Source organism: Neoroseomonas eburnea (assembly GCF_018129005.1).
GTDB lineage: Bacteria > Pseudomonadota > Alphaproteobacteria > Acetobacterales > Acetobacteraceae > Neoroseomonas > Neoroseomonas eburnea.
Map to the genome: position 1 here is coordinate 128,398 of NZ_JAAEDL010000009.1, position 22,038 is coordinate 150,435.

The 22,038-nt window shown below is 72.5% G+C and carries 19 protein-coding genes and 1 other RNA gene; 6 read left to right on the forward strand and 14 right to left on the reverse strand.

Annotated features, from left to right (window positions below; translation table 11 throughout):
- Positions 1-8 precede the first annotated feature (8 nt).
- The 6 genes from GXW74_RS11345 to GXW74_RS11370 all read right to left on the reverse strand — a co-directional run bounded on the left by GXW74_RS11345 (position 9) and on the right by GXW74_RS11370 (position 5,971).
- Complete coding sequence (locus tag GXW74_RS11345; protein ID WP_211846616.1) at positions 9-974, reverse strand: Bug family tripartite tricarboxylate transporter substrate binding protein; 966 nt, start codon at positions 972-974, stop codon at positions 9-11.
- 25 nt (positions 975-999) lie between these two features.
- Positions 1,000-1,941: a Bug family tripartite tricarboxylate transporter substrate binding protein gene (locus GXW74_RS11350; RefSeq protein ID WP_211846617.1), complete on the reverse strand. Its 942-nt coding sequence runs from the start codon at positions 1,939-1,941 to the stop codon at positions 1,000-1,002.
- Between the two features lie 280 nt (positions 1,942-2,221).
- Positions 2,222-3,778, reverse strand: a complete 1,557-nt coding sequence (locus GXW74_RS11355; protein ID WP_211846618.1) for an acyl-CoA carboxylase subunit beta — start codon at positions 3,776-3,778, stop codon at positions 2,222-2,224.
- Positions 3,779-3,812: 34 nt separating this feature from the next.
- Positions 3,813-4,349, reverse strand: a complete 537-nt coding sequence (locus tag GXW74_RS11360) for a biotin transporter BioY (protein ID WP_211846619.1) — start codon at positions 4,347-4,349, stop codon at positions 3,813-3,815.
- 16 nt (positions 4,350-4,365) lie between these two features.
- Positions 4,366-5,748 carry an acetyl-CoA carboxylase biotin carboxylase subunit gene (locus GXW74_RS11365; RefSeq protein ID WP_211846620.1) on the reverse strand — a complete coding sequence of 461 codons (1,383 nt, stop codon included), beginning with the start codon at positions 5,746-5,748 and terminating at the stop codon, positions 4,366-4,368.
- A gap of 1 nt (position 5,749) precedes the next feature.
- Positions 5,750-5,971 (reverse strand): biotin/lipoyl-binding carrier protein, encoded by a 222-nt coding sequence (locus GXW74_RS11370; RefSeq protein ID WP_211846621.1) that lies wholly within the window; start codon positions 5,969-5,971, stop codon positions 5,750-5,752.
- Positions 5,972-6,061: 90 nt separating this feature from the next.
- On the opposite strand from GXW74_RS11370, the gene GXW74_RS11375 reads away from it, so the two are divergent.
- The 4 genes from GXW74_RS11375 to GXW74_RS11390 all read left to right on the forward strand — a co-directional run bounded on the left by GXW74_RS11375 (position 6,062) and on the right by GXW74_RS11390 (position 11,331).
- A complete protein-coding gene (locus tag GXW74_RS11375; RefSeq protein WP_211846622.1) occupies positions 6,062-6,745 on the forward strand; it encodes a GntR family transcriptional regulator in 684 nt (227 codons plus the stop codon).
- Positions 6,746-6,824: 79 nt separating this feature from the next.
- The gene (locus GXW74_RS11380; protein ID WP_211846623.1) at positions 6,825-9,194 is read left to right on the forward strand and encodes a CaiB/BaiF CoA-transferase family protein; all 2,370 of its coding nucleotides are present in this window, start codon (positions 6,825-6,827) and stop codon (positions 9,192-9,194) included.
- A gap of 54 nt (positions 9,195-9,248) precedes the next feature.
- On the forward strand, positions 9,249-10,217 hold the full coding sequence (locus GXW74_RS11385) for a Bug family tripartite tricarboxylate transporter substrate binding protein (RefSeq protein WP_211846624.1): 969 nt from the start codon (positions 9,249-9,251) through the stop codon (positions 10,215-10,217).
- Positions 10,218-10,224: 7 nt separating this feature from the next.
- Positions 10,225-11,331 carry an enolase C-terminal domain-like protein gene (locus tag GXW74_RS11390; RefSeq protein WP_211846625.1) on the forward strand — a complete coding sequence of 369 codons (1,107 nt, stop codon included), beginning with the start codon at positions 10,225-10,227 and terminating at the stop codon, positions 11,329-11,331.
- Between the two features lie 196 nt (positions 11,332-11,527).
- On the opposite strand, the gene GXW74_RS11395 is transcribed toward GXW74_RS11390, so the two are convergent.
- The 7 genes from GXW74_RS11395 to ffs all read right to left on the reverse strand — a co-directional run bounded on the left by GXW74_RS11395 (position 11,528) and on the right by ffs (position 19,150).
- Positions 11,528-12,427, reverse strand: a complete 900-nt coding sequence (locus GXW74_RS11395) for a protein-L-isoaspartate O-methyltransferase family protein (RefSeq protein WP_211846626.1) — start codon at positions 12,425-12,427, stop codon at positions 11,528-11,530.
- Positions 12,424-14,799: a spermidine synthase family protein gene (locus tag GXW74_RS11400; RefSeq protein ID WP_211846627.1), complete on the reverse strand. Its 2,376-nt coding sequence runs from the start codon at positions 14,797-14,799 to the stop codon at positions 12,424-12,426. The genes GXW74_RS11395 and GXW74_RS11400 overlap by 4 nt, the downstream gene beginning before the upstream one ends.
- Complete coding sequence (locus tag GXW74_RS11405; RefSeq protein WP_211846628.1) at positions 14,799-15,635, reverse strand: alpha/beta fold hydrolase; 837 nt, start codon at positions 15,633-15,635, stop codon at positions 14,799-14,801. The genes GXW74_RS11400 and GXW74_RS11405 overlap by 1 nt, the downstream gene beginning before the upstream one ends.
- 260 nt (positions 15,636-15,895) lie before the next feature.
- Entirely contained in the window at positions 15,896-16,489 is a 594-nt protein-coding gene (gene recR / locus GXW74_RS11410) for a recombination mediator RecR (protein WP_211846629.1), read from the reverse strand.
- 246 nt (positions 16,490-16,735) lie between these two features.
- Entirely contained in the window at positions 16,736-17,059 is a 324-nt protein-coding gene (locus GXW74_RS11415; RefSeq protein WP_211846630.1) for a YbaB/EbfC family nucleoid-associated protein, read from the reverse strand.
- Positions 17,060-17,071: 12 nt separating this feature from the next.
- On the reverse strand, positions 17,072-19,006 hold the full coding sequence (locus GXW74_RS11420) for a DNA polymerase III subunit gamma/tau (protein WP_211846631.1): 1,935 nt from the start codon (positions 19,004-19,006) through the stop codon (positions 17,072-17,074).
- A 47-nt stretch (positions 19,007-19,053) separates the two neighbouring features.
- Positions 19,054-19,150: signal recognition particle sRNA small type (gene ffs, locus GXW74_RS11425), an RNA gene on the reverse strand.
- 97 nt (positions 19,151-19,247) lie between these two features.
- On the opposite strand from ffs, the gene GXW74_RS11430 reads away from it, so the two are divergent.
- Positions 19,248-19,718 carry a YHS domain-containing (seleno)protein gene (locus GXW74_RS11430; protein WP_211846632.1) on the forward strand — a complete coding sequence of 157 codons (471 nt, stop codon included), beginning with the start codon at positions 19,248-19,250 and terminating at the stop codon, positions 19,716-19,718.
- 507 nt (positions 19,719-20,225) lie between these two features.
- On the opposite strand, the gene GXW74_RS11435 is transcribed toward GXW74_RS11430, so the two are convergent.
- The gene (locus GXW74_RS11435; protein ID WP_211846633.1) at positions 20,226-20,672 is read right to left on the reverse strand and encodes a MarR family winged helix-turn-helix transcriptional regulator; all 447 of its coding nucleotides are present in this window, start codon (positions 20,670-20,672) and stop codon (positions 20,226-20,228) included.
- Positions 20,673-20,758: 86 nt separating this feature from the next.
- Between GXW74_RS11435 and GXW74_RS11440 the strand changes: the two genes are divergently transcribed.
- Entirely contained in the window at positions 20,759-21,706 is a 948-nt protein-coding gene (locus GXW74_RS11440) for a PLP-dependent cysteine synthase family protein (protein ID WP_211846634.1), read from the forward strand.
- Positions 21,707-22,038 lie beyond the last annotated feature (332 nt).

Genomic DNA, 22,038 nt, shown 5'->3' on the forward strand with positions numbered 1-22,038 from the left:
GGGCGCTGCTACTCCGCCCGGATCCCCGCCGCCCGGATGGTCTCGCCCCAGGCCTGGCGGTCGCGGGCGATGGTGCGGGCGAAGGTGGCCGGGTCCTCGAAGTTCGGCGCCAGGCCACTGTCGATCAGGCGGCGGCTGAGCGCGGGATCGGCCACCGTCGCGCGGATGGCGGCTGCCCAGCGCGCGATCGCCTCCTCCGGCATGCCGCGCGGACCGCAGACGCCGAACCAGCCGATCACCTCGAGCCCCGGCACGATGTCCGGCAGGCGCGGGGCGTCGGGGAATTCCGGCCAGCCCGCCCGGTCGCCCATCGCCAGCAGGCGGAGCTGCCCACCCTGGATCTGCCGGATGACGTCGCCGAGATTGGTGATGAGGATGTCGGCGCGGCCGGCGATGACGTCCACAGCGGCCGGCGCCGCACCGCGGTAGGGCACGTGCACCATGTCGATGCCCGCCATGCGCTTCAGCCGTTCGGTGGACAGGTGTTGCGCCTGGCCGTAGCCGGCGCTGGCATAGGTCAGCGCGCCGGGCCGCGCGCGCGCCGCGGCGATCAGTTCGCCCAGCGTCCGATAGGAACTGCCGGCGCCCGTCACGACGACGTAGGAGGAACGCGCGACATTGGCGACCGGCACCAGGTCCTGCCCGACATCGATCGGCAGGTGCATGCCCGGCATCTCGGGGCTGATCGTCATCGGGCCCATGGGGCACAGCAGAACCTGGGACCCGTCGGCCGGGCCGCGCACCACGAACTCCGCGGCGATGAAGCCGTTGGCGCCGGTGCGCGTATCCACCACCGCGCGGTGGCCGAAGGCGGCCGCGACACCCTCCGCGACGACGCGCGCGGTGATGTCCGTGGTGCCGCCGGGGGCGTAGCCCACGACGATGCGTGCCGGCCGGTCCGTCGGCTGCGCCATCGCCGCGCCCGCGGCGAAAAGGGCGGCGCCCAGGCACGCCGCGATCCATCGTCTGTTCATGTCCGTCCTCTCCCCTTGTCGGTGTTCACTCGACGCGGATGCGCGCGGCGCGGATGGTCTCGCCCCACATCGCGCGGTCGTCGGCAATGGTGCGGGCGAAACGCGCAGGATCCTCGAAGCGCGGCGTCAGGCCGTTCTCCAGCAGCCGCCGCTGCAGCGCCTCGTCGGCGAAGCCCGTGCGCAGGGCTTCCACCCAGCGCGCCACCGCGGCCTCCGGCATGCCGCGCGGACCGCAAAGGCCGAACCATCCGCTGATGGCGTAGCCGGGCAGCGCCTCCGAAACCTGGCCGGCATCCGGGAAGCGCGGGGAACCGATGCCGTCCGCGAAGGCCAGCAGCCGCAGCCCCTCGCCCACCTGCCCGGCCACGTCGCCGAGATTGGTGATGATGAGGTCGGCCCGCCCGGCCGCGACGTCCAGCACTCCCGGCGCCGCGCCGCGATAGGGCACGTGCACGAGCTCGAGTCCGCCCATCTGCGCGAAGCGCGCGCCGGAAAGGTGCGAGACCGCGCCGATGCCCGCGCTCGCATAGGTCAGCGTGCCGGGCCGCGCGCGCGCCGCCGCGACCACCTCCGCCACGCTGCGATAGGGCGAGCGGGCGGACACGACGATCACCTGGGTGGAATGCACGAGGTTGGCGATGGGCACGAGGTCGCGCGCCGGATCGATCGGCATCTGCGCACCGGGCAGCTCCGGCGTGATGGTGAGCAGCCCGGTCGAGCACTGCACCACCGTGTGCCCGTCCGCCGGGCTGCGCGCGGCCTCGGCGGCGGCGATGAAGCCGTTGGCGCCGGTGCGGATCTCGACCACCGGGCGCTGGCCGAAGCTGGCGGCGACCGCCTCGGCGGTCAGCCGGTTGACGATGTCGCTGGTGCCGCCGGCGGCGAAGCCGCCGAGGATGCGCACCGGGCGGTCGGGGAAGGCCGCGGCAGGCGCGGCGGCGAGGATGGCCGCGGCGAAGACGGCCATGCGGGTGGCGCGGGAGGGGCGTCGCCCCTCCCGGGCCCACCCCACCAAAGGCCCGGGGCCTTTGGAAACCATCACCTGGCGCCCGGCGCCATTGGCGGAACCGGCATCTGCGCGCAGAGGGCGTCGAGACGGGACGGAATGCCCGCCGCGCCCGGCACCAGGAGACGGCTTTCCAAATGACACGGTCATTTGGTGGGGAGGGTTCGGGAGGGGCGAAGCCCCTCCCGCCCAAGGGTTGCTCATGTGCATCATTGTCGTTTCCCCCCGGAGTCGCGGCCCGTCAGGGCCGCATCTGCAATCGCGACGGTACCGGCTGGCGCAACGGATCGGCCATGCGCGCGAAGTCGCAGAGCAGCGGGCGCGTCGCCCGCGGGTCGATGATCTCCTCGACCCAGAAGGTCTCCGCCGTGCGGAAGGGGGAACGGAGCTGGTTCAGCCGCTCCTCGATCTCCGCGAGTTTCGCGGCCTTGTCCTCCGCCGCGTCGATCTCGGCGCGGTAGGCCGCCTCGATGCCGCCTTCCAGCGGCAGCGAGCCCCAGCGCGCCGACAGCCAGGCATAGCGCAGCGAGAGCCGGCCCGCCGGTTGATGCGCCGCGCCCGCCACGCCGAAGGCGTTGCGCACGATGATGGTGCACCAGGGCACGGTGGCCTGGTTCATCGCCGCCATGGCGCGCACGCCGTGGCGGATGGTGGCGCTGCGCTCGGCCTCGAGCCCCACCATGAAGCCCGGGCAGTCCATCAGGTAGACCACCGGCAGGTGGAAGGTCTCGGCGAGGTCGATGAAGCGCACCGCCTTCTGGCAGGTGTCAGAGGTCCAGGAGCCGCCGTAGAAGAACGGATCGCTCGCCATCAGCGCGACCGCCCGGCCGTCGAGCCGCGCAAGGCCGGTGATCAGCGACCGCCCGAACAGCTTGCCCATCTCGAAGAAGGAGCCGCGATCGACCACGCTCTCGATGATCGGCCGCATCTGGTAGACGCGGCGCCGGTCGCGCGGCACCGCGTTCATCAGCTTCTCGTCGCGGCGCTCCGGATCGTCCTCGCAGGGGATGACGGGCGAGACATCGTGCACCGAGGACGGCATGTAGGAGAGGAAGCGGCGGGCGCAGTCGAAGGCCTCCTCCTCCGTCTCCACGGCGTGGTCCACGCCGCCGGCCTTGCACTGGGTCTCCCAGCCGCCGAGTTCCTCCTTGGTGACCGGCGCGCCAAGGCGCGAGACGACCGGCGGTCCGGCGACGAACATCGCGGACTTCTTGGTCATCACGGAATAGTGGCTGGCGGCGAGACGCGCCGCGCCAAGCCCCGCGACGGAGCCAAGCCCGAGCCCCACCACCGGCACGGCCGAGAGGTTGAGCGTGGTGTAGTTGAACAGCCCGGTGCCGCCGACGCCGCCGGGCAGGTTGGCGCGGCCCGTCGTCTCGATGGTCTTCACCGAGCCGCCGCCGCCCGAACCCTCGATGATGCGGATGATGGGCATACGGAATTCATTGGCCATCCGCTCCGCCATCAGCGGCTTCTCGCGGATGGTGGCATCGGCGGAGCCGCCGCGCACGGTGAAGTCGTCGCCGACCAGCACGACGCGGCGGCCGTCCACCGTCGCGCGACCCCAGACGCAGTTGGACGGGGTCAGCTCGACCAGCCGGCCCTGCGCATCGTAGCTCGCCTTGCCGGCGATCGCGCCGACCTCGTGGAAGGAGCCGGGATCGGCGAGCTTCTCGACGCGCTCGCGCACGGTCAGGCGGCCGGCATCGTGCTGGCGCTTGACCTTGTCCTCGCCGCCCATGCGGCGGGCGAATTCCTCGCGGATCCGCAGTTCCTCGAGTTCGGGCTGCCAGGTCATCGGCCTGGCCTCGCTGGTGGTCTTTTCCGGACGATCAAGCACGACGCATACCTCGCAGAGCCGACAGCAGCGCGACGCCCAGCGCGGTCTTCACCGCGGTGCCGGGCAGGAAGGGGAGCAGCCCGACCGCGATCGCGCGATCGAAGCCGATCATCAGGCCGAGCCAGGCAAGGCCGCAGGCGAACAGCACCGCGTGCCCGGCCAGGAAGGTCGCGGCGCTGCGCGCCACCCCGCGCGTCCAGCCCTGTGCTGCGAGCCAGCCCGCCAGGGCTGCCGCCGGCACGAAGCCGACCAGGAAGCCGCCGGTCGGCCCGGCCAGCGCGGCGGGCCCCGCGCGGAAGCCCGCGAAGACCGGCAGGCCCATCAGCCCCTCGGCGAGGTAGAGCAGCACCGTCGCGGCGCCGAGGCGCCAGCCGTAGGCCGCGCCGACCAGCAGCACGACCAGGCTCTGCATCGTCATCGGCACCGGCTGCATCGGCACCTGGATCTGCGCCGAGGCGGCGATGGCAAGGCTGCCGCCCAGCGCCAGCAAGGCAGGGCGGACGAGATCGAGGGCACGGCTGGCGATCATGTCGGGTCTCCGTGGATCAGGCGGCGCTGCGCGCGGCGGCGTCGCGCGCGCGGAAGTCTTCGAGGAAACGGGTGTCGACGCCGCCGGCCTGCATGTCCGCGCTGCGCAGCACCCGCGCGAGGAAGGCCGCGTTGAGGCGGACGCCTTCCGCCGCGCAGCTCTCCAGCGCCGTGGCGAGGCGCTCCAGCGCCTCCGCCCGCGTCGGCGCGTGGGCGATCACCTTGGCGATCATCGGGTCGTAGAAGGGCGTCAGCGTGTCGCCCGCTCGCACCCCGGCATCCACGCGCAGGCCGGGACCGGGCTCCGCCAGCCGCAGCGCGGCGATGCGGCCGGGCGAGGGCAGGAAGTTGCGCGCCGGGTCCTCGGCGCAGAGCCGCGCTTCCACGGCATGGCCCGCCAGGGCGACCTGGTCCTGCGCCAGCGGCAGCGCCTCGCCGGCGGCGATCCGCAGCTGCCATTCCACGAGGTCGAGGCCGGTCACCATCTCGGTCACCGGATGCTCGACCTGCAGGCGCGTGTTCATCTCGATGAACCAGATGCGCTCGGCCGCCAGCGGCTGGGAGGCATCGGCGACGAATTCCACCGTGCCGGCGCCGACATAGCCGACCTGCCGCGCCAGCGCGGTCGCGCGGCGGCCGAGCTCGGCGCGCAGCGCGCCGTCCATGCCGGGCGCGGGGGATTCCTCGACGAGCTTCTGGTTGCGCCGCTGCGGCGAGCAGTCGCGCTCGCCGAGATGGACGACGCCGCCGGCGGCGTCGGCGAAGACCTGCACCTCGATGTGGCGGGCGCTGGCGACGAGCTTCTCCAGCAGCACCGCGGTATTGCCGAAGGCCGCGGCTTCGCGCTGCGCGGCCGCGAGCGCGGCGGGGAATTCCTCGGCCGAAGCGGCGCGCCGCATGCCGCGCCCGCCGCCGCCGGCCACCGCCTTGATCATCACCGGGAAGCCGATGCGCGCGGCTTCCGCGGCCAGGCGCTCCGGCGACTGGTCCGCGCCGTCATAGCCCGGCAGGGCGGGTACGCCGGCGCGGCGCGCCACCTCCTTCGCCGCGGCCTTGCCGCCCATGGCGCGGATCGCCGCCGCCGGCGGGCCGATGAAGACCAGGCCGGCGGCCGCGCAGGCCTCGGCGAAGTCGGCATTCTCGCTCAGGAAGCCGTAGCCCGGATGCACCGCCCGCGCGCCGCTGCGCCGCGCCGCGTCGAGGATCGCGGGGATGGAGAGGTAGCTGTCGAGCGGACGCGGCGGGCCGATGCGCTCCGCCGCGTCGGCGGCGGCGACGTGCAGCGCCGTCGCGTCCGCGTCCGAATGGACCGCCACCGTCGGGATGCCGAGCCGCCGGCAGGTGGCGGCGATGCGGCAGGCGATCTCGCCGCGGTTGGCGATCAGGACGGGGCCGATCACGTCACGCCACCAGCGTCGCGACGGCCTGGCCTTCCTCGATCTGATCGCCCTCGGCGACCAGCACGGCGAGCACCATGCCGTCGGCCGGCGCCATCACCGGGATCTCCATCTTCATGGATTCCAGGATCACCAGGGTGTCACCCTCGGCCACGCGGGTGCCGGGGGCGGCCTCGATCTTCCAGACGGCGGCCGTGAGTTCGGCGACGACGGTGATCTCGGCCATGATGGTTCCTCCTGGGACGAAAATTTGTTATCACAAATGTCCGTCCTTTGGCGGCGCTGTCAAGCGGGTGTGATGAGGGGGAGGAAGCTCGTGGACGTCGAGGTGCAGCCAGCCAGCCCGGAGCGCGTGGCGGTCCGCGTGCACCAATGGCTGCGGCAGGAACTGATGCGCAGCCGCTTCCGCCCGGGCGAGAAGCTGAAGCTGCGCAGCCTGGCGGCGGAGCTCGGCGTCAGCCTGACGCCGGTGCGCGAGGCGCTGGCGCGGCTGGTCAGCGAGAACGCGCTCGAACAGGTGGACCACCGCTCCGCCCGCGTCCCGATCCTGTCGGACGAACGGCTGCGGGAGGTCTGCGAGCTGCGCATGGAGCTGGAAGGCAAGGCCGCTGAACGGGCGGCGGAACGGGCCACCCCGGCCGATGCCGACCGCCTGGCCGCCATCCACGCCCGCATGACCGAGGCGCGCATCGCCGGCCGCGCGCCGGAGATGCTGGTCGAGAACGAGCGGTTCCACATGGAGCTGTGCGCGCTGTCCGGGATGCCCGTGCTGCTCCACATCATCGAGGGGTTGTGGCTGCGCTGCGGCCCCCTGAACTTCTCGCTGCTCAGCATGCGCTTCCTCCATCGGCCGGAGGAGCACCCGCACCACGAGATCATCCGCGGCCTGCGCGCCGGCGACGGGGCGCTGGCGCGGCTCGCGGTGCAGCGGGACATCGCGGTCTACTCGGATGCGATCCTGCGGCGCCTGCCGGCCATCAACGCGGCGGCGAAGGGTTGACTCGGGAGAATTTCTGAAATTTAGTGATCACAAATTCGGCTGCTGCCCGAACGGGTGTGGCCAGGAGGAAATCGTCCCGATGCCGCGTGACAGCGACGCCCCCCTGCCGCTCGCCCATCTGCGCGTGATGGAGGCAGGCGAGGGCGTCGCCCTCGCCTATGCCGGCAAGCTCTTCGCCGATTTCGGCGCGACCGTCGTGAAGCTGGAACCGCCGGGCGGCGACCCGCTCCGCCGGGCGCCGCCGCTGGTCGAGAGCGGCGCCGGTCCCCAATCGGCACTCTTCGCCTGGCTCAACACCAACAAGCGCAGCGTGACGCGCGCGCCCGACGCCGGCGCGTTCGACGTGCTGCTCGACGCCCGCCCACCCGGGGCGCGCGGCGGGGAGGCACCGATCACGGCCCTGATCTCCTGGTTCGGCGAGAGCGGCCCCTATGCCGGCTTCGCGGCGACGGACGTCACCTGCCGCGCACTGGCCGGCGTCCTTGCCGGCACCGGGCCGGCGGAAGGTCCGCCTGCCATGCTCGGCGGCATCGCCGGCGCGGTGGTGGGCGGCATCGCCGCCTTCAATGCGGTGGCGGCCGCGCTGTTCTCCGGAGCGCCGCGGCGGCTCGAGGTCAGCATCCACGAAGCCAATGTGGCCATCGCGGAATACCAGGCGACGCAGGGGCTGACGCATCCCGAGGTGGACCGCCGCCATGGCGTGAACCGCTTCGCGCCGACCAGCCCGCTCGGCGTCTATCGCTGCAGGGAAGGCTGGCTCGGCGTCACCATCGTCACGCCGGCGCAGTTCCGCGCCTTCTGCGACATGATCGGCGCGCCGGAGCTCGGTCGCGACCCGCGCTTCGTCATGGGCATCGACCGGCTGCGCCATGCCGACGAGCTGGAGGCGCTGTTCGTGCCGCGCCTCGCGGAACGGACCGCCGATGAATGGTTCGCCGAGGCGCTTGAACGCCGCCTGCCTTTCGCCGTGGTGCCGGACATCGCACGGCTGCTGGCGACGCCCACCCATCGCGCCCGCGATGCCTTCGGCACCGTGCGCATCGGCGAGGCCGCCTTCGAGGGCCCGACCGTGCCGCAGCGCCTGACCCGCACACCGCCGCTCGCCGGCGGCCGCGCGCCGCTGCCCGGCGAGCATGACGCCGCGACCTTCCCGGCCCGGCCGGCCGCCGCGCCCCGCCGCGCCGGCGGCCTGCCGCTCGCCGGGCTGCGCGTGGTGGACCTGTCGATGGGCTGGGCCGGGCCGCTCTGCACGCGCCAGCTCGCCGATCTCGGCGCCGAGGTGCTGAAGGTCGAGGCGTTGCAGTACCCGGACTGGTGGCGCGGCGTCGATCCGCGCGACGCCTTCTTCGCCGAGCGGCAATACGAGAAGGACATCCGCTTCTGCGTGCTGAACCGCAACAAGGCGGGGATCACGCTCGACCTCTCCTCGGCCGAGGGCGCGGCGCTGCTGCGGCGCCTGGTGCGCGATGCCGATGCGGTGGTGGAGAACTACGCGCGCGAGGTGCTGCCGAAGCTCGGCCTCGACTACGCCGCGCTGTCGCGGGAACGGCCGGACCTGGTGATGGTCTCGATGCCGGCCTTCGGCGGCACGGGGCCCTGGCGGGACGCCCGCGCCTACGGCTCGACGCTGGAGCACGCCTCCGGCCTGCCGAGCGTCTCCGGCGAGGCGCATTGGCCTCCCACCACCAACCAGCTCGCCTACGGCGACCCGATCGGCGGGCTGAACGCCGCCGCTTCGCTGCTGGCCGCCCTTCTGCACCGTGCGCGGACGGGCGAGGGCCAGCATGTCGACCTCGCCCAGGTCGAATGCATGTTCCCGCTGGTCGCGCCCTGGATCGTGGCGCAGTCGGCGACGGGCTCGCCCGGCCCGCGCCTCGGCAACCGGCACCCGGAGCATGTGCCGCATGGCTGCTTCCCCTGCGCCGGGGAGGGATGGCTCGCGGTGGCGGTGACGGACGAGGCCGCCTGGCATGGGCTGTGCCGCGCCATGGGCCGCGCCGATCTCGCCGCCGACCCGGCGCTGACGGCCGCCGCCGGCCGGCGCGCACGGGAAGTGGCGCTGGAGGCGGCGATCGCCGACTGGACGCGCGGGCGGGATGCCGAGCTCGCGATGGCGGCGCTGCAGGCCGAAGGCGTCGCGGCCGGCGTGGTGCGCTGGCCGACCCGCCTCTACGAGGATGCGCATCTGCGCGCGCGCGGCTTCTGGCAGGAGACGGACCGCGCCTGGCTCGGCCCGCACCGCCAGCCCTCCGCCCCGTTCCGCGACGCCGGCGGCGCACCCTTCGCGGTGCGCCGCCCGGCGCCGACGCTCGGCGAGGACAATGCCGCGGTGCTCGGCGGGCTGCTCGGTCTGGCCCCGGCGGAGCTCGCGCGCCTCGAGGCCGCGCGGGTGATCGGCACCGAGGCGATCCCCGTCTCCCAGCGCAAGGCCCGTGCCGCCGTGGGCTGATGTCACGCAGAACGGCCGCGGAAAGCGGCCGGCCAGGAAGGAGGAAACCAAAGGATGACCATCCGCATCGGCCGCCGCGCGCTCGTCGCCGGCCTCGCAGCCCTGCCCGCGGCGGCGATCGCGCAGGACATCGGCTGGCCTTCGCGGCCGCTGCGCATCGTCTATCCCTTCGCGCCGGGCGGCGGCGACTTCCTCGCCCGCGCCATCGCCGAGAAGCTGCGCGAGACGATCGGCCAGAGCGTGGTGGTGGAGAACCGCCCCGGCGCCAATACGATGATCGCCGCCGAGCACGTCGCTCGGTCGGACAAGGATGGGTACACGATCGGCTGGGTCGCGACCTCGACCCTGGTGATGAACCCGAACCTCTATCCGAACATCCCCTACCGGCTGGAGGATTTCGCGACGCTGCGCATGGCCTATCGCGCGCCCGTCGCCTTCGCCGTCAGCGCGGCGTTGCCGATCCGCACGGTGCAGGAGGCGATCGCCCACATGCGCGCCAAGCCCGGGGAAGGCGTGGGCAGCGTCGGGAACGGCAGTTCGCCCCACGTCTTCATCGAGATGATGGCGGGCCTCACCGGCGTCAGCATCGAGAGCGTCGCCTATCGCGGGGAAGCGGCGATCGTCTCCGACCTGATGGCGGGCCGCGTGCCCTTCTATGCGGGGTCCACCAATTCGCTGCTGCCGCATCGCGAGGGCGGGCGGTTCCGCATCCTCGCCGTCTCCGCGCCGGAGCGCCTCGCCGTGCTGCCCGAGGTGCCGACCTTCCGGGAGGCGGTGCATCCCGACCTCGTCATGCGCTACTGGCACGGCCTGGTGCTGCCCGCCGGCGTGCCGCAGCCGGTGCGGGTGCGGCTCGCCGATGCGATCGGCGCCATCTTGCGCACCGACTTCCTGCGCCAGCGCGCGACGCCGGACATGGAACTGGCCGATGTCGCGCTCGATGACTTCGCCGCGCTGATCCGCGACGAGCAGGCGCGCTACGGGCGTGTCATCCGCGAGCGCAACATCACCGTGCAAAGCTGACCGCGCGATGAGGATCACCGACGTTACCCTGGCGCTCTTCGCCTGGAAGGGGCTGCCGAGCATCTCCTACGGCGCCCATGCGGCCGGCGGCGGCGAATCGACGCTCGGCCTGCTCGCTGTCGAGACCGACGAGGGCGTGACCGGCCACGCCTTCCTCGGCAGCGCGACCAACGGCGCGGACACCGAAGCGGCGGCGCTGATCCGCACGCTGAAGCCGATGATCCTGGGCGAGGACCCCTTCGCGCGGGAGCGGCTGAACACGAAGCTCTGGAGCCGCCTGCGCCAGACCACGACGCGCGCCATCGGAGCGATCGACATCGCGCTGTGGGACATCGCCGGCAAGGCGCTCGGCGTGCCGGTATGGAAGCTGATCGGCCGGACGCGCGACGCCATCCCGGCCTATGCGAGCTCCGCCGTGCTGCCTTCCGCCGCCGCCTATGCCGAGGAAGCGCTGCGCATCAAGGAGGCCGGCTGGGCCGCCTACAAGATCCACCCGCCGCAGCGGCTGCGCGACGACATCGCCGCCTGCGAGGCGGTGCGCCGCGCCGTCGGCGACGACTACCGCGTGATGCTCGACTCCACCTGGGGCTACGACTTCCCGACCGCGCTGCGCGTCGGCCGCGCCATCGAGGAGATGGGCTTCTACTGGTACGAGGACCCGCTGCACGACCAGGATGTCTACAACTACGTCAAGCTGCGCCAGACGCTGCGCATCCCGATCATGGCGACCGAATATCCGATGACGGGGCTCGAGAGCTATCCGGTCTGGCTGATGAACCACGCGACCGACTACCTGCGCGGCGATGTCACGGTGAAGGGCGGGATCACCACCTGCCTGAAGACCGCGCACCTCGCCCAGGCCTTCCGCATGAACTACGAGATCCACCATGGCGGCAACTCGCTGAACAACCTGGCGAACCTGCACATCGCCATGTGCATCCCGAACACCGAGTTCTTCGAGGTGCTGCTGCCCGAGGAAGCGCAGAAATACGGCCTGCTGGAGGAGATCGAGATCGGCGCGGACGGCATGGTGCGCGCGCCGGACAAGCCGGGCCTCGGCGCCGAGATCGACTTCGACCTCATCCGGCGGAACGGGATCGCCGTGCTGCGATGAGCGGCCCGGGGTGGCGGCGGATGCGGTGAAGGCGTGTGCGCGGCCGCATCCGGGCTCACGGCTCGGCCGGGAGGGGCGTTGCCCCTCCCGGACCCTCCCCACCAAAGGCCGAAAGGCCTTTGGGAACCGGAACCAAGGGTGCCGCAGGTCCGGGGGATCGTGTCTCCTGGAGGGGGAGTTCCTTCCCCCCGGGCGATCACCCTGCCGGCTGCACCGGCGCCGGTTCCTGACTCGGCGCGCCCTGCGGCCGCGGGCGGCTCATCATCGTTCCTGTCATGGGAATGAAATAGACGCCGACATCCTTGCGGCTGCGCACACGCCCGTCCTCGTCCTTCGTGTAGATGTAGAGGAACTGCCCGCGCCGGAACGGCTGGCCGATCGGGATCACCAGCCGCCCGCCCGGCTTGAGCTGCTGGATCAGCGCCGGCGGCACGTATTGCGCCGCGCAGGTGACGATGATGGTGTCGAAGCCGCCCTGCACTTCCGGCCAACCGAAGAAGCCGTCGCCGACGCGGGTTTCCACGTTGGCGTAGCCGAGCGGCGCGAAGATGCGCTGCACGGCGGTGCCGAGCGGGTTGATGATCTCGATCGAATACTGCTTCGCGACGATGCGCGACAGCAGCGCGGACTGGAAGCCGGAGCCGGTGCCGATCTCGAGCACCACATGCTCGGGCTTCGGGGCGCAGGCCTGGGTCATGTAGGCCTGGCCGAGGTAATCCGACAGCGCCGAGCCGTAGCCGATGCCCCAGGGCTTGGGGTCGCCCTCATAGGCATTGCCGGCCTGGTTGGCGCGGCTTTCGTAGTAGTAGTGGAAGTATTCGCGCGGCACCTGCTCGAAGGCGCGCATCACGGCGGGGTCGGCTTCCCCGTTGAAGCGGGCCTTGAGGTAGGATTCGATCCGCCGCAGCGCCGCCGGCTTGCGGGCCTGGATGGCGGCGAAGGCCTGCTCGGTCATCTGCGTCTCGCGGCCGGATGCGCGCATGGCGGCGAGGTAGGCGTCCCGCGTCCAGGCCGTGCCGCCTTGCGCACGAACCTGCGGCGGCGCGGCCAGGACGCCGAGCGCGCCGAGCAGCAGGGGACGGCGGGGCAGTGTCATGAAGGGCTCCTTGGCCAGGACAGCACTGCGCCTGTGTAACAAATCATTCCGGCCGCCAGAAGCCAGGACAGGCCCGCCCCGTGGCCGAGCAGGTTGGCGAGCGGCGTCGCCACCACGGAGAAGGCCCCGTTCAGCGCCCAGGCCCAGGGCAGCAGCGCCGGCCCTTCCCGCTGGAAGCGGTCGAGGCCGAGCGGGAAGGGAAAGCCCAGCGCCAGCGAGATCGGCGCGAGCGAGACCACCAGCAGCCCGGCGCGCAGGATCCAGGGCAGGTCGAGCGCCGCCAGCACCGCCGGCCGCACGGCGAGCAGCGCCAGCCCCGCGCAGCCGACCGCCACCAGCACCGCGACCCGCAGCGCGCGCGCCGGGGCCGTGACCCGCCCCGCCCACATCGCGCCGAGGCCGGAGAAGACCAGCATCGTCGTCAGCACCAGCGCGAAGCCGGAGGTGCGGTCGCCGAGCAGCAGCGCGGCATGCTCGATGAAGGCGATCTCGATCAGCAGGAAGCCGAGGCCGAGCGCCGGGAAGTACACCAGCGCGCGGCCGAGCACCGGCAAGGGCACCCGCAGCGTCCCGCGCGCAAGCAGCGGCAGCAGCGACACCAGCAGGGCTAGAACGATCGCCTGCGCCAGCACGGCGACATTCACCAGCAGGCCGATCTCCTGCTGCGGCAGGATCTCGATGCGATCCAGCGCGGCACCAAGCGAGGGCAGCCGCACCAGCGGCGACAGCCAGGGACGGTCGGCGGTGACCGGGGTGCGGTCGAAAGCATCCTGCGGCGGCGTGCCGGCGAGCACCTGCTCGGCTTCCCGCGCCACCGCGTCCTGCGCCTCCCCGCCCTGCTCCACCGTGCTGCTTTCCAGCGAGACGGGCGGCAGGTCGTTCCAGATCTCCCGCCCCTCGGCAGGCAGGCCGGGGGCGTAGGAAAGGTCGAAGGAGCGTTCGTCGGCGAAGGCGACCAGGCGCTGCACGCGCGCCTCGTCGAAGGGCTCGCGCGCGATCAGCACGCGCAGGTTCCAGGCGGAGCGGATCACCACGACATGCCGCACCGGTTCGGCGACGCCGGCGAGGCGCAGTGCCTCCCGCGCCGTCGCCAGCACGCGCACGGCGTAGACGGGCAGTTCGCGGATGCCGATCGGCACCGAGATCATGCCGCCCGCGTCCAGCCGCGTGAGCCAGGCGGCCAGCGCCTCCGCCGTGTAGAGGTTGCGGTTCTGCTCGTCGGCGCCGAGGAAATCCCCGGCTATATCCACCAGGTCGAAGCGCCCGGCGCCGGTCAGCGGGTGCGCGGCGGAAATCGTCACGCGCGGATCGGTCGCCGGCGCAGGTGACGGCCCGAGCCCGTGCAGCAGCGCATTGCGCAGCACCGGTTCGGGTTCGATGACGGTCACATGCGATGCGCCGAGCGCCAGCGCCTCCGCCGCACGGAAGCCACCCGCGCCGCCCAGCGCCAGCACACGCGGTGCCTCCAGCAGCGCATAGGGCGCGCCGTCCAGCGACGCCGCCGCATGCGCCGAAGCGGGCTGCTCCATCGGCAGCGCGGCGATGCGCGCCCCGTCGCGATAGAGGCCGAAGCTGCGCGGCGGCGCCGGCACGCCGAGCGCGCCGGCATTGTTCGACACGTCGGTGTCGAGCCGCTCGGTGAAGTTGTCGAGCAACTGGTAGACGCCGCGCGGAGACAGCACTTCCGCCACCACCCGGCTCTCGGGCACGTTCATCGGCGCGTAGATCGCCTTGAACTCGTTCACCCGCGGCGCGGCCAGGCCGAGCACCGCCGCCTCGGTCGCCGCCAGCACCGCCAGCGCGCCGACGCGCCACCGCGTGCCGCCCGAGATCATCGCCGCCACCGCCAGCAGCGGCAGCAGGGCGGGCACCAGCGCGAAGGGATGCAGCACGAACATCAGCAGCAGCGCCAGCACCGCACCCGTGCCCGCACCGAGCAGGTCATAGCCGTAGACCCGCCCGACCTCCCCCGCATGCACGACGAAGTTCAGCGACACCGCGAGGCCGGCGAGGAAGAAGAAGGGGAACAGCGCCGCGTAGTACAGCGCGATGTTGACGAGCTGCGCCTCGGCGGTGGCGGGGTTCTGCAGTTCGAGCGGATTGAACCCGTTCAGCGTCGCGCCGATCCATCCCGCGCCGCCCACCGCCAGCATCGCGACCGGCAGTGCCGGCAGCAGCCAGCGCGCCTGGCGCAGGAAGACCTCCCGCCCCAGCACCATCACCACGCCGGAGACGGCGAACCCCGTCATGGCGATGGAGATCACCCAGTAGCCGTACTCCGACCAGCTCGCGACGGCGAAGAAGCGGGTGAGCGCGATCTCCACGCCGACGGCCGCGCCGGCGATGAGAAACAGCGGTATCAGGGATGGCATCAGGCCCAGGCCGCCCTGCGCGCGAGAAATTCTTCCATGGACGCATTGAAGCGCGCCGGCTCGTCTACGAACAGGGCATGGCCGGCGCCGTCGAAGACCTCGACCATCGGCTGGGGGTGGCGCTGCGCCACCGCCTCCGCCTGGCCGCGCAGCCGCGGCGTCACCGCGTAGTAGACCGGCCGCCGCACGGCATAGAGGCTGTCCCGCCAGAACTCCCGCGGCCGCGGATAGGACAGCAGCCGGATCGAGGCCTCCACCGGCATGCGCTGCGCCTCCCGCGCGATGCCGTCGAGATACGCCTCATCCTGCGGCGTGCAGTACATGGAACGCACGAAGCCGCGCACCGTCGCATCCCGCCGGCGCCGCAGATTGGTGAAGAAGCTGGACGCCCGCGGCGGCGGCGGCCTGCCCTCGCCTACCGAATTGTCGATCAGCACCAGCCCCGCCAGCCGCCCATCGCCGGCCATGTCGGCATAGGACAGGGCATCCAGCACGCCGAGCGACCACCCCGCCAGCACCACCCGCCCGCCGCCGAGATGCGCCAGCAGGTCGCGAATGTCCTGGCCGCGCCTGGTCGGATCATAGCCGCCGGCCGGCACCTCGCTCTGCCCCTGCCCGCGCGGGTCGAGCGACACCACGCGCCAGCGCCGCGACAAGGCCTCGATCTGCGGCTCGAAGATCCGCGCGGGCATGCACCAGCCCGGCACGAACACCACCGTCCGACCCGACCCGGCCTCCAGATACCGCAACCGCACGCCGTCACTCGTCCGGAACCAGCGCGCCTCCGTCGCGGCGTGCACGGCGGGCGCGGCGACGGCACAGGCCGCGAGGGCCACCAGGGCGCGGCGGGTGGCTTTGACCGGGGCGGGCGTGCCGCAGGGGGGCGCCGCCCCCCTGCACCCCCCGCCAGAGGCCGAAAGGCCTCTGGACACCAATACATGGCCGGGTCGGGGGAGGGGCACGGAGCAGGCCCTGACGTCGGCGATCGCGTGGAGCCCCTCCCCCGACCCGGCCATCTGGAGGGTTCCAAGGGCCCTTTGGCCTTTGGCGGGTGGGTGCGGGAGGGCAGAGCCCTCCCGCGGCGCAACCTTCCCCGTCACAGCGGCCGCCGCGCCTTGAACGCCGCCGCCAGCGTGCCGTCGTCGAGCACGTCGAGTGCCCCGCCGATGGGCACGCCCTGGGCCAGGCGGGTGACGACGCAGCCGGTCGGTTTCAGGCGGTCGGTCAGGTAGTGGGCGGTGGTGGCGCCGTCGACGGTGGCGGGCAGGGCGAGGATCACTTCCTCGATGCCGTCACCTTCGATGCGACGGAGCAGCGGGGAGATGGAGAGGTCATCCGGGCCGGTGCCGCCGAGGGCCGAGAGCAACCCACCGAGTACGTGGTAGGTGCCCCGGTGCGCATGGGCGCGTTCCAGCGCCCAGAGGTCGGCCACGCCTTCGACGACACAGACGAGCTTCCGGTCGCGATGGCGGTCGCTGCAGATATGGCAGGGGGATTCCGCGTCGAGATTGCCGCAGACCTCGCAGGGTCGGACGCTATCCGCGGCGGCGCGCAGCGCGTCGGCGAGGGGCAGCATCTTCCCCGCCGGGTCCATCAGCATCTTCAGCACGGCGCGCCGCGCGCTGCGCCGGCCAAGGCCAGGCAGGCGGGAGAGCAGGGAGATCAGGTGCTCGATGGGGTCGTTATGCATGGTGGCTGACCAGTGGGGCGCTACCGCCGCGGACCTCCTCCCGTCCCATGTCGCTCACTGACGATCGAGGCCGGCGAGCGGAACGCTCCTTGAAAGTCTCGGCCAGGACCATGCTGCCACCACCGCCCCTCCCGCCACCGCGAGCGGCCCGCCGCGCCCGGCGCCAGGTCCCGGTTCCCGAAGGCCTTTCGGCCTTTGGCGGGGGGTGAAGGGGGGCGGCGCCCCCCTTCCGCGTGCCTGTCACGCTCAGAACGGCAGCTTCATCCCCGGCGGCAGGGAAATGCCGGCGGTCGCCTTCTGCATCTCCTCGGCCATCGTCGCTTCCACCTTCTGCTTGGCGTCGGCGTGGGCGGCGACGAGCAGGTCCTCCAGCACCTCGCGCTCGTCCGCGTTCATCAGCGACGGGTCGATGGTCACGCGGCGCAGGTCGCCCTTGCCGGTCAGCCGCACCTTCACCATGCCGCCGCCGGAGGAGCCCTCGACCTCGGTCGCTTCGAGCTTCGCCTGCATCTCCTGCATGCGCGCCTGCATCTGCTGCGCCTGCTTCAGCATGTTGCCGAGGTTCTTCATCGTTCCGTGCACCTATGCGTCGTCGTTGATGTCGTCGTCGTCGGACCAGGCCGTCTCGGCCTCGGGGGGCGCGAAGTCGCGGCCGCCCAGCTCGTCGTCGTCGGGTTCCGCGGTGGCGGCGGCCGGCGTCATCGGCAGGCCGTAATCGTCGGCGGTGGCGTCGCGCACGGCTTCGATGGTCGCGCCGGGGAAGGCGGCAAGGATGGCCTGCACCAGCGGGTGGTTCTGCGCGGCTTCGCGGCGGCCGGATTCGGCGCTGCGTCCCTGTTCGGCGAGGGTGGGCTCGCCCTCCTCGTTGCTGATGGTGACGGTCCAGCGGGCGCCGGTGCGCTCGGCGAGCAGCGCGGTGAGCTGCGCGGCGAGGTCGCGCGGCGCGCTCGGGCGCGGGCGGATCTCGACGCGGCCGGGCGCGATGCGCACGGGGTGCACGTCGTGCAGCAGATGGGCGTGCAGCAGCGGCTTCACGCCGGAGGCGAGCGCCACCACCTCGCGCCATTCGCGCAAGGGGGGCGCGGCGACGGCCGGTGTGGGCGATGCGGCCATGACGGCCCCGCCCCCCGCGACCGCGCGCAGCCCGCCCGATCCACCGCCAGGCGCGGGGCGCGGGGCGGCATCGCCGCCGCCGGATTCGGTCAGCCGCTTCACGAGCTCGCCCGGCGTCGGCAGGTCGGCGACGTGCGCGAGGCGGATCAGCACCATCTCCGCCGCCGCGCGGCGATCGACGCCTTCCTGCTGCACCTCGGCGATGCCCTTGAGCAGCATCTGCCAGGCGCGGGCGAGCGTCGGCACGGACAGGCGCAGGGCCAGCGCGGCGCCGCGGGTGCGCTCGGCCTCGGGCAGCGTCGCGTCGTCCTTCAGCGCGGGGGCGGCGCGGAAGCGCGTCAGCAGATGCGTCAGTTCCGCGAGGTCCTGCAGCACCGCGAGCGGATCGGCGCCGACCTCATGCGTGCGGTCCAGGATGGCGAGCGCGGCCGCGACATCGCCGCCCATCACCGCTTCCATCAGGTCGAAGACCATGAAGCGGTCGGCGAGGCCGAGCATGTCGCGCACGCCCTCGGCCGTCACCGCGCCGCCGCCGGAAAGGCCGATCGCCTGGTCCAGCAGCGACAACCCGTCGCGCACGGAGCCATCGGCCGCGCGCGCGACCATGCCGAGCGCCTCGCCTTCGACCTCGACGGCTTCCTGTTCCGCGATGCGGCCGAAATGCGCGCGCAGCACATCCACCGGCACGCGGCGCAGGGAGAAGGTCTGGCAGCGGCTGCGGATGGTGACCGGCACCTTGCGCAGCTCGGTCGTCGCCAGGACGAAGGTGACCGAGGGTGGCGGTTCCTCCAGCGACTTCAGCAGCGCGTTGAAGGCCTGGTCGGTCAGCATGTGGACCTCGTCCAGGATGAACACCTTCTGGCGTCCCTGGGCGGGGCGGAAGCGCAGGGCTTCGCGCAGTTCGCGCACGTCGTCGATGCCGCGGTTGGAGGCGGCATCCATCTCCACCACGTCCGGGTGGCGGTCGGCGAGGATCGCCTTGCATTCGGCGCAGACGCCGCAGGGGTCGGCGGTGGGGCCACCCTTGCCGTCGGGGCCGATGCAGTTCAGCGCGCGGGCGATGATGCGCGCGGTGGTGGTCTTGCCGACGCCGCGCACGCCGGTCAGCAGGAAGGCGTGGTGCACGCGGCCCTGCGCGAAGGCGTTGCGCAGGGTGCGGACCAGGGCTTCCTGGCCGATCAGGTCGTCGAAGGTGGTCGGGCGGTATTTCCGCGCCAGCACGCGATAGGGGCCGGTCGCGGCGGCCGCGGGCTTCGGCACCGGCGGCGGGGGTGCGGCGGCGGGGGCCGGGGCGGGGTCCCCGAACAGGCCGGGGCCCTCCGGGGGCGGCGGCTCGGGAAGGCCTTCCTCGGCCAGCGCGTCCGCGTCCTGCGCGGCGGGGGAGCCAAGGAGGTCGGAGGCCATGCGTTCCCTGGGGCGGCGCGGCCGCTCGGGCCGGTGTGGCTTGAAGGGTGGAAGGCCGACGAACGACCCGGGCGAGAACCCGTTACGGCTGCTTCCTTCCGGACCTGACCGGGTTGGCGGGGAGCCCGTCCGCCGCCGACCTTCCGAGGGCACCATATCATGCCGGTGGCCCCGGACGCCAATGGGGGTGCGTAACTCCTGCGCCTCCGGCGGCGAAGCGGTGGGCGAAGGAGACACGGACATGGCCCTTTCCCGCCGCTCGATGCTCTGGATGGTCCCCGGCGCCACGGTCGCGGTGCCGTTGGGCACGTTGCTGTTTCCCGGGCCGGCCCGGGCCGCGCAGGTGAATGCCGAGGACGGGGTCGCTGTCCGCGGCACCGACGTCGTGGCCTATTTCACCGAGGGCCGCCCTACGCAGGGCCGGGCCGAGTTCACGCGGATGTGGCGTGGCGCGGCCTGGCGCTTCGCCTCCGCCGCCAACCGCGACCGCTTCGCCGCGGAGCCGGAGCGGTACGCGCCTGCCTATGGGGGCTTCTGCGCCTATGCGGTCAGCGAGGGCTACACCGCGCCGATCGATCCGGCCGCCTGGCGGATCGTCGATGGGCGGCTGTTCCTGAACTACGACCGATCCGTGCAGCGGCGGTGGGAACGGGACATTCCGGGGCGGATCGCGCGGGCGGATGCGAACTGGCCTGGGCTGTCGACGCGGTAGGGCCTCTTTCGCCGGCCCGCACCCGCAGGCCCGGCTTCGGGCGCGACCTTGCCCATTCTCGGGCGGCAGGCCGCCGGGCCCTTTTCGGCCATGGGGCGCCGGCGGCGTGTCCTCGCTGCGTTGCGAACATCTTCCCGGGAGGCGGAGAGGGGCGCCGCCCCTCTCCGGACCTCACCCCGCCAAAGGGCCTTGCCCTTTGGAATCCCGGTACCCGGCACCGTGCGCCCCGACACCCGCGCCGGCGCGGCGCAACCGACATGCCAGGCGCCAAGTGATGGTTTCCAAAGGCCTCTCGGCCTTTGGTGGGGTGGTCTGGAGGGGCGACGCCCCTCCAACCCTCCCGCGAAGGCCCCGGCGCCCCCTCATGCCAGCGGCCGCTATTCGCGACCGCAGGTATCCGCCCTTTCATGCCCTCAGACGCCGGGCGCAAACCTCCGGTTTGCTTGGCTTCGCCGGACCACATTCGCGGCCGCGGCACGAGTCAAGAACTCGTGCCGCTCGTATCATCTACCTGGCGAGGGTTTCCGTCGCTTCCGCCAACCGCCGCGCCAGCCCGCCCGAGAGATGCGCCTCCAGCGCCGCCTGTGCCTGGCGCCAGAGCGGCAGGGCTGCCTCCAGCCGGCGCAGCCCGGCCTCGGTAAGCCACACGGCCCGCCGCCGCTGGTCCGTCTCGGCGGTCACGATCTCCACCAGCCCTTCGCGTTCCAGCGTGCGCAGGTTGCGCGACAGGGTGGACTGATCGAGTCCGCTGCGCCGTGCCAGGGCGCCGAGCGTGTCGTCCGGGGCGGTCGCGATCTGCGCCATCAGCCCGACCTGCGCGACCGGCATGCCGCAGCCGGCCATTGCCCGGTCGAGGAACTGGGTGATGCGTCGTGCGGCGAGGCGGCTGTTCCAGCCGGCGCAGTCGGCGAGCAGCGCCCGCGCGGCGGGCCGGAGGGTGGATTTCGGTTGCATCGTGGCGCTCCTGAACATATGTAGCCACAAATTTTGTAGATACAAATAAATTCCCGCCGCCCGGCCAAGGCAAGGAGAGCGCCGCCATGCCGCATCCCCCGCGGACCATCCTCGACACCATCGGCAATACGCCCCTGCTCGCCCTTCGGCACATCGCGCCGGCAAGCGGTGCGCGCGTCCTGCTCAAGATCGAAAGCGCCAATCCCACGGGCAGCATGAAGGACCGCATGGCCCTGGCGATGATCGAGGCCGCCGAAGCCGATGGCCGCCTGCGCCGGGGCGGGCCGGTCGTCGAATACACCGGCGGCAGCACCGGCGTGTCGCTCGCCCTGGTCTGCGCGGTGAAGGGACATCCGCTGCACATCGTGACCTCGGATGCCTTCGCGCGCGAGAAGCTCGACCACATGCGCATCCTCGGCGCGCGGCTCGAGGTGATCGCCAGCGAGGCCGGCCGCATGACCGAGAAGCTGACGCGCGACATGATCGCCGCGGCGGGCGTCATCGCCGGGCGGACCGGCGCCTTCTGGACCGACCAGATGAGGAACACCGACCAGCTCGCCGCCTATCGCGGCATGGCGGCGGAGATCGATGCGCAAGCCGAAGGTCCGGTCGCTGCCTTCGTGCAGGCGGTCGGCACCGCGGCCAGCCTGCGCGGCGTGGGCGAGGCGCTGCGCGCCAGCCAGCCCGGGATGCGCATCGTCGCGGTGGAACCCGCCGAATCCGCGGTTCTGTCCGGCGGCCCGACGGGGGCGCACAGGATCGACGGCATCGGCGCAGGCTATGTCGTGCCGCTGTGGCAGCCGGAGATCGCCGATGCGATCGAGACTGTCCCGACCGCCGAGGCCGTCGCCATGGCGCTGCGGCTCGCTCGCGAGGAGGGGCTGTTCGCCGGCACCTCCACCGGCGCCAATGTCGTGGCCGCGCTGCGTGTCGCGGCGCGGCTGGGGCCGGATGCCCGTGTCGTGACCGTGATGTGCGACACCGGCATGAAGTACCTCGGTACGCTGGGCCCGGCAGCCGCCGCCCAGGCATGATGTCCTGACCACGGCGTTCCCGGCATCGCCGGGGCAGGCGATGGATCAGCGGGCCGCCGAATGCAGGGGCCTGTGGCCCCGGAACTGGGGGCGGCGGGAGTCCGGGACGGGAGGGCTCGGCATGTCCTGCCGGCTTCGGCCCGCGGCGAAGCCTGCGGATTCGCGGTTTGTTGATTCTTCTCACCGCATTGGGATCTGCGCCGGCGGCCCGGGCCGGATATGCACCGCGCCGCAGAGGAACATGCAGGAACAGCCGTTACGCCCGGCAAGGCTTTCGCGCTTTCTAGCGCCAGCGGATCGGCATGCGGCCGAACCCGTACGGAACAACACCT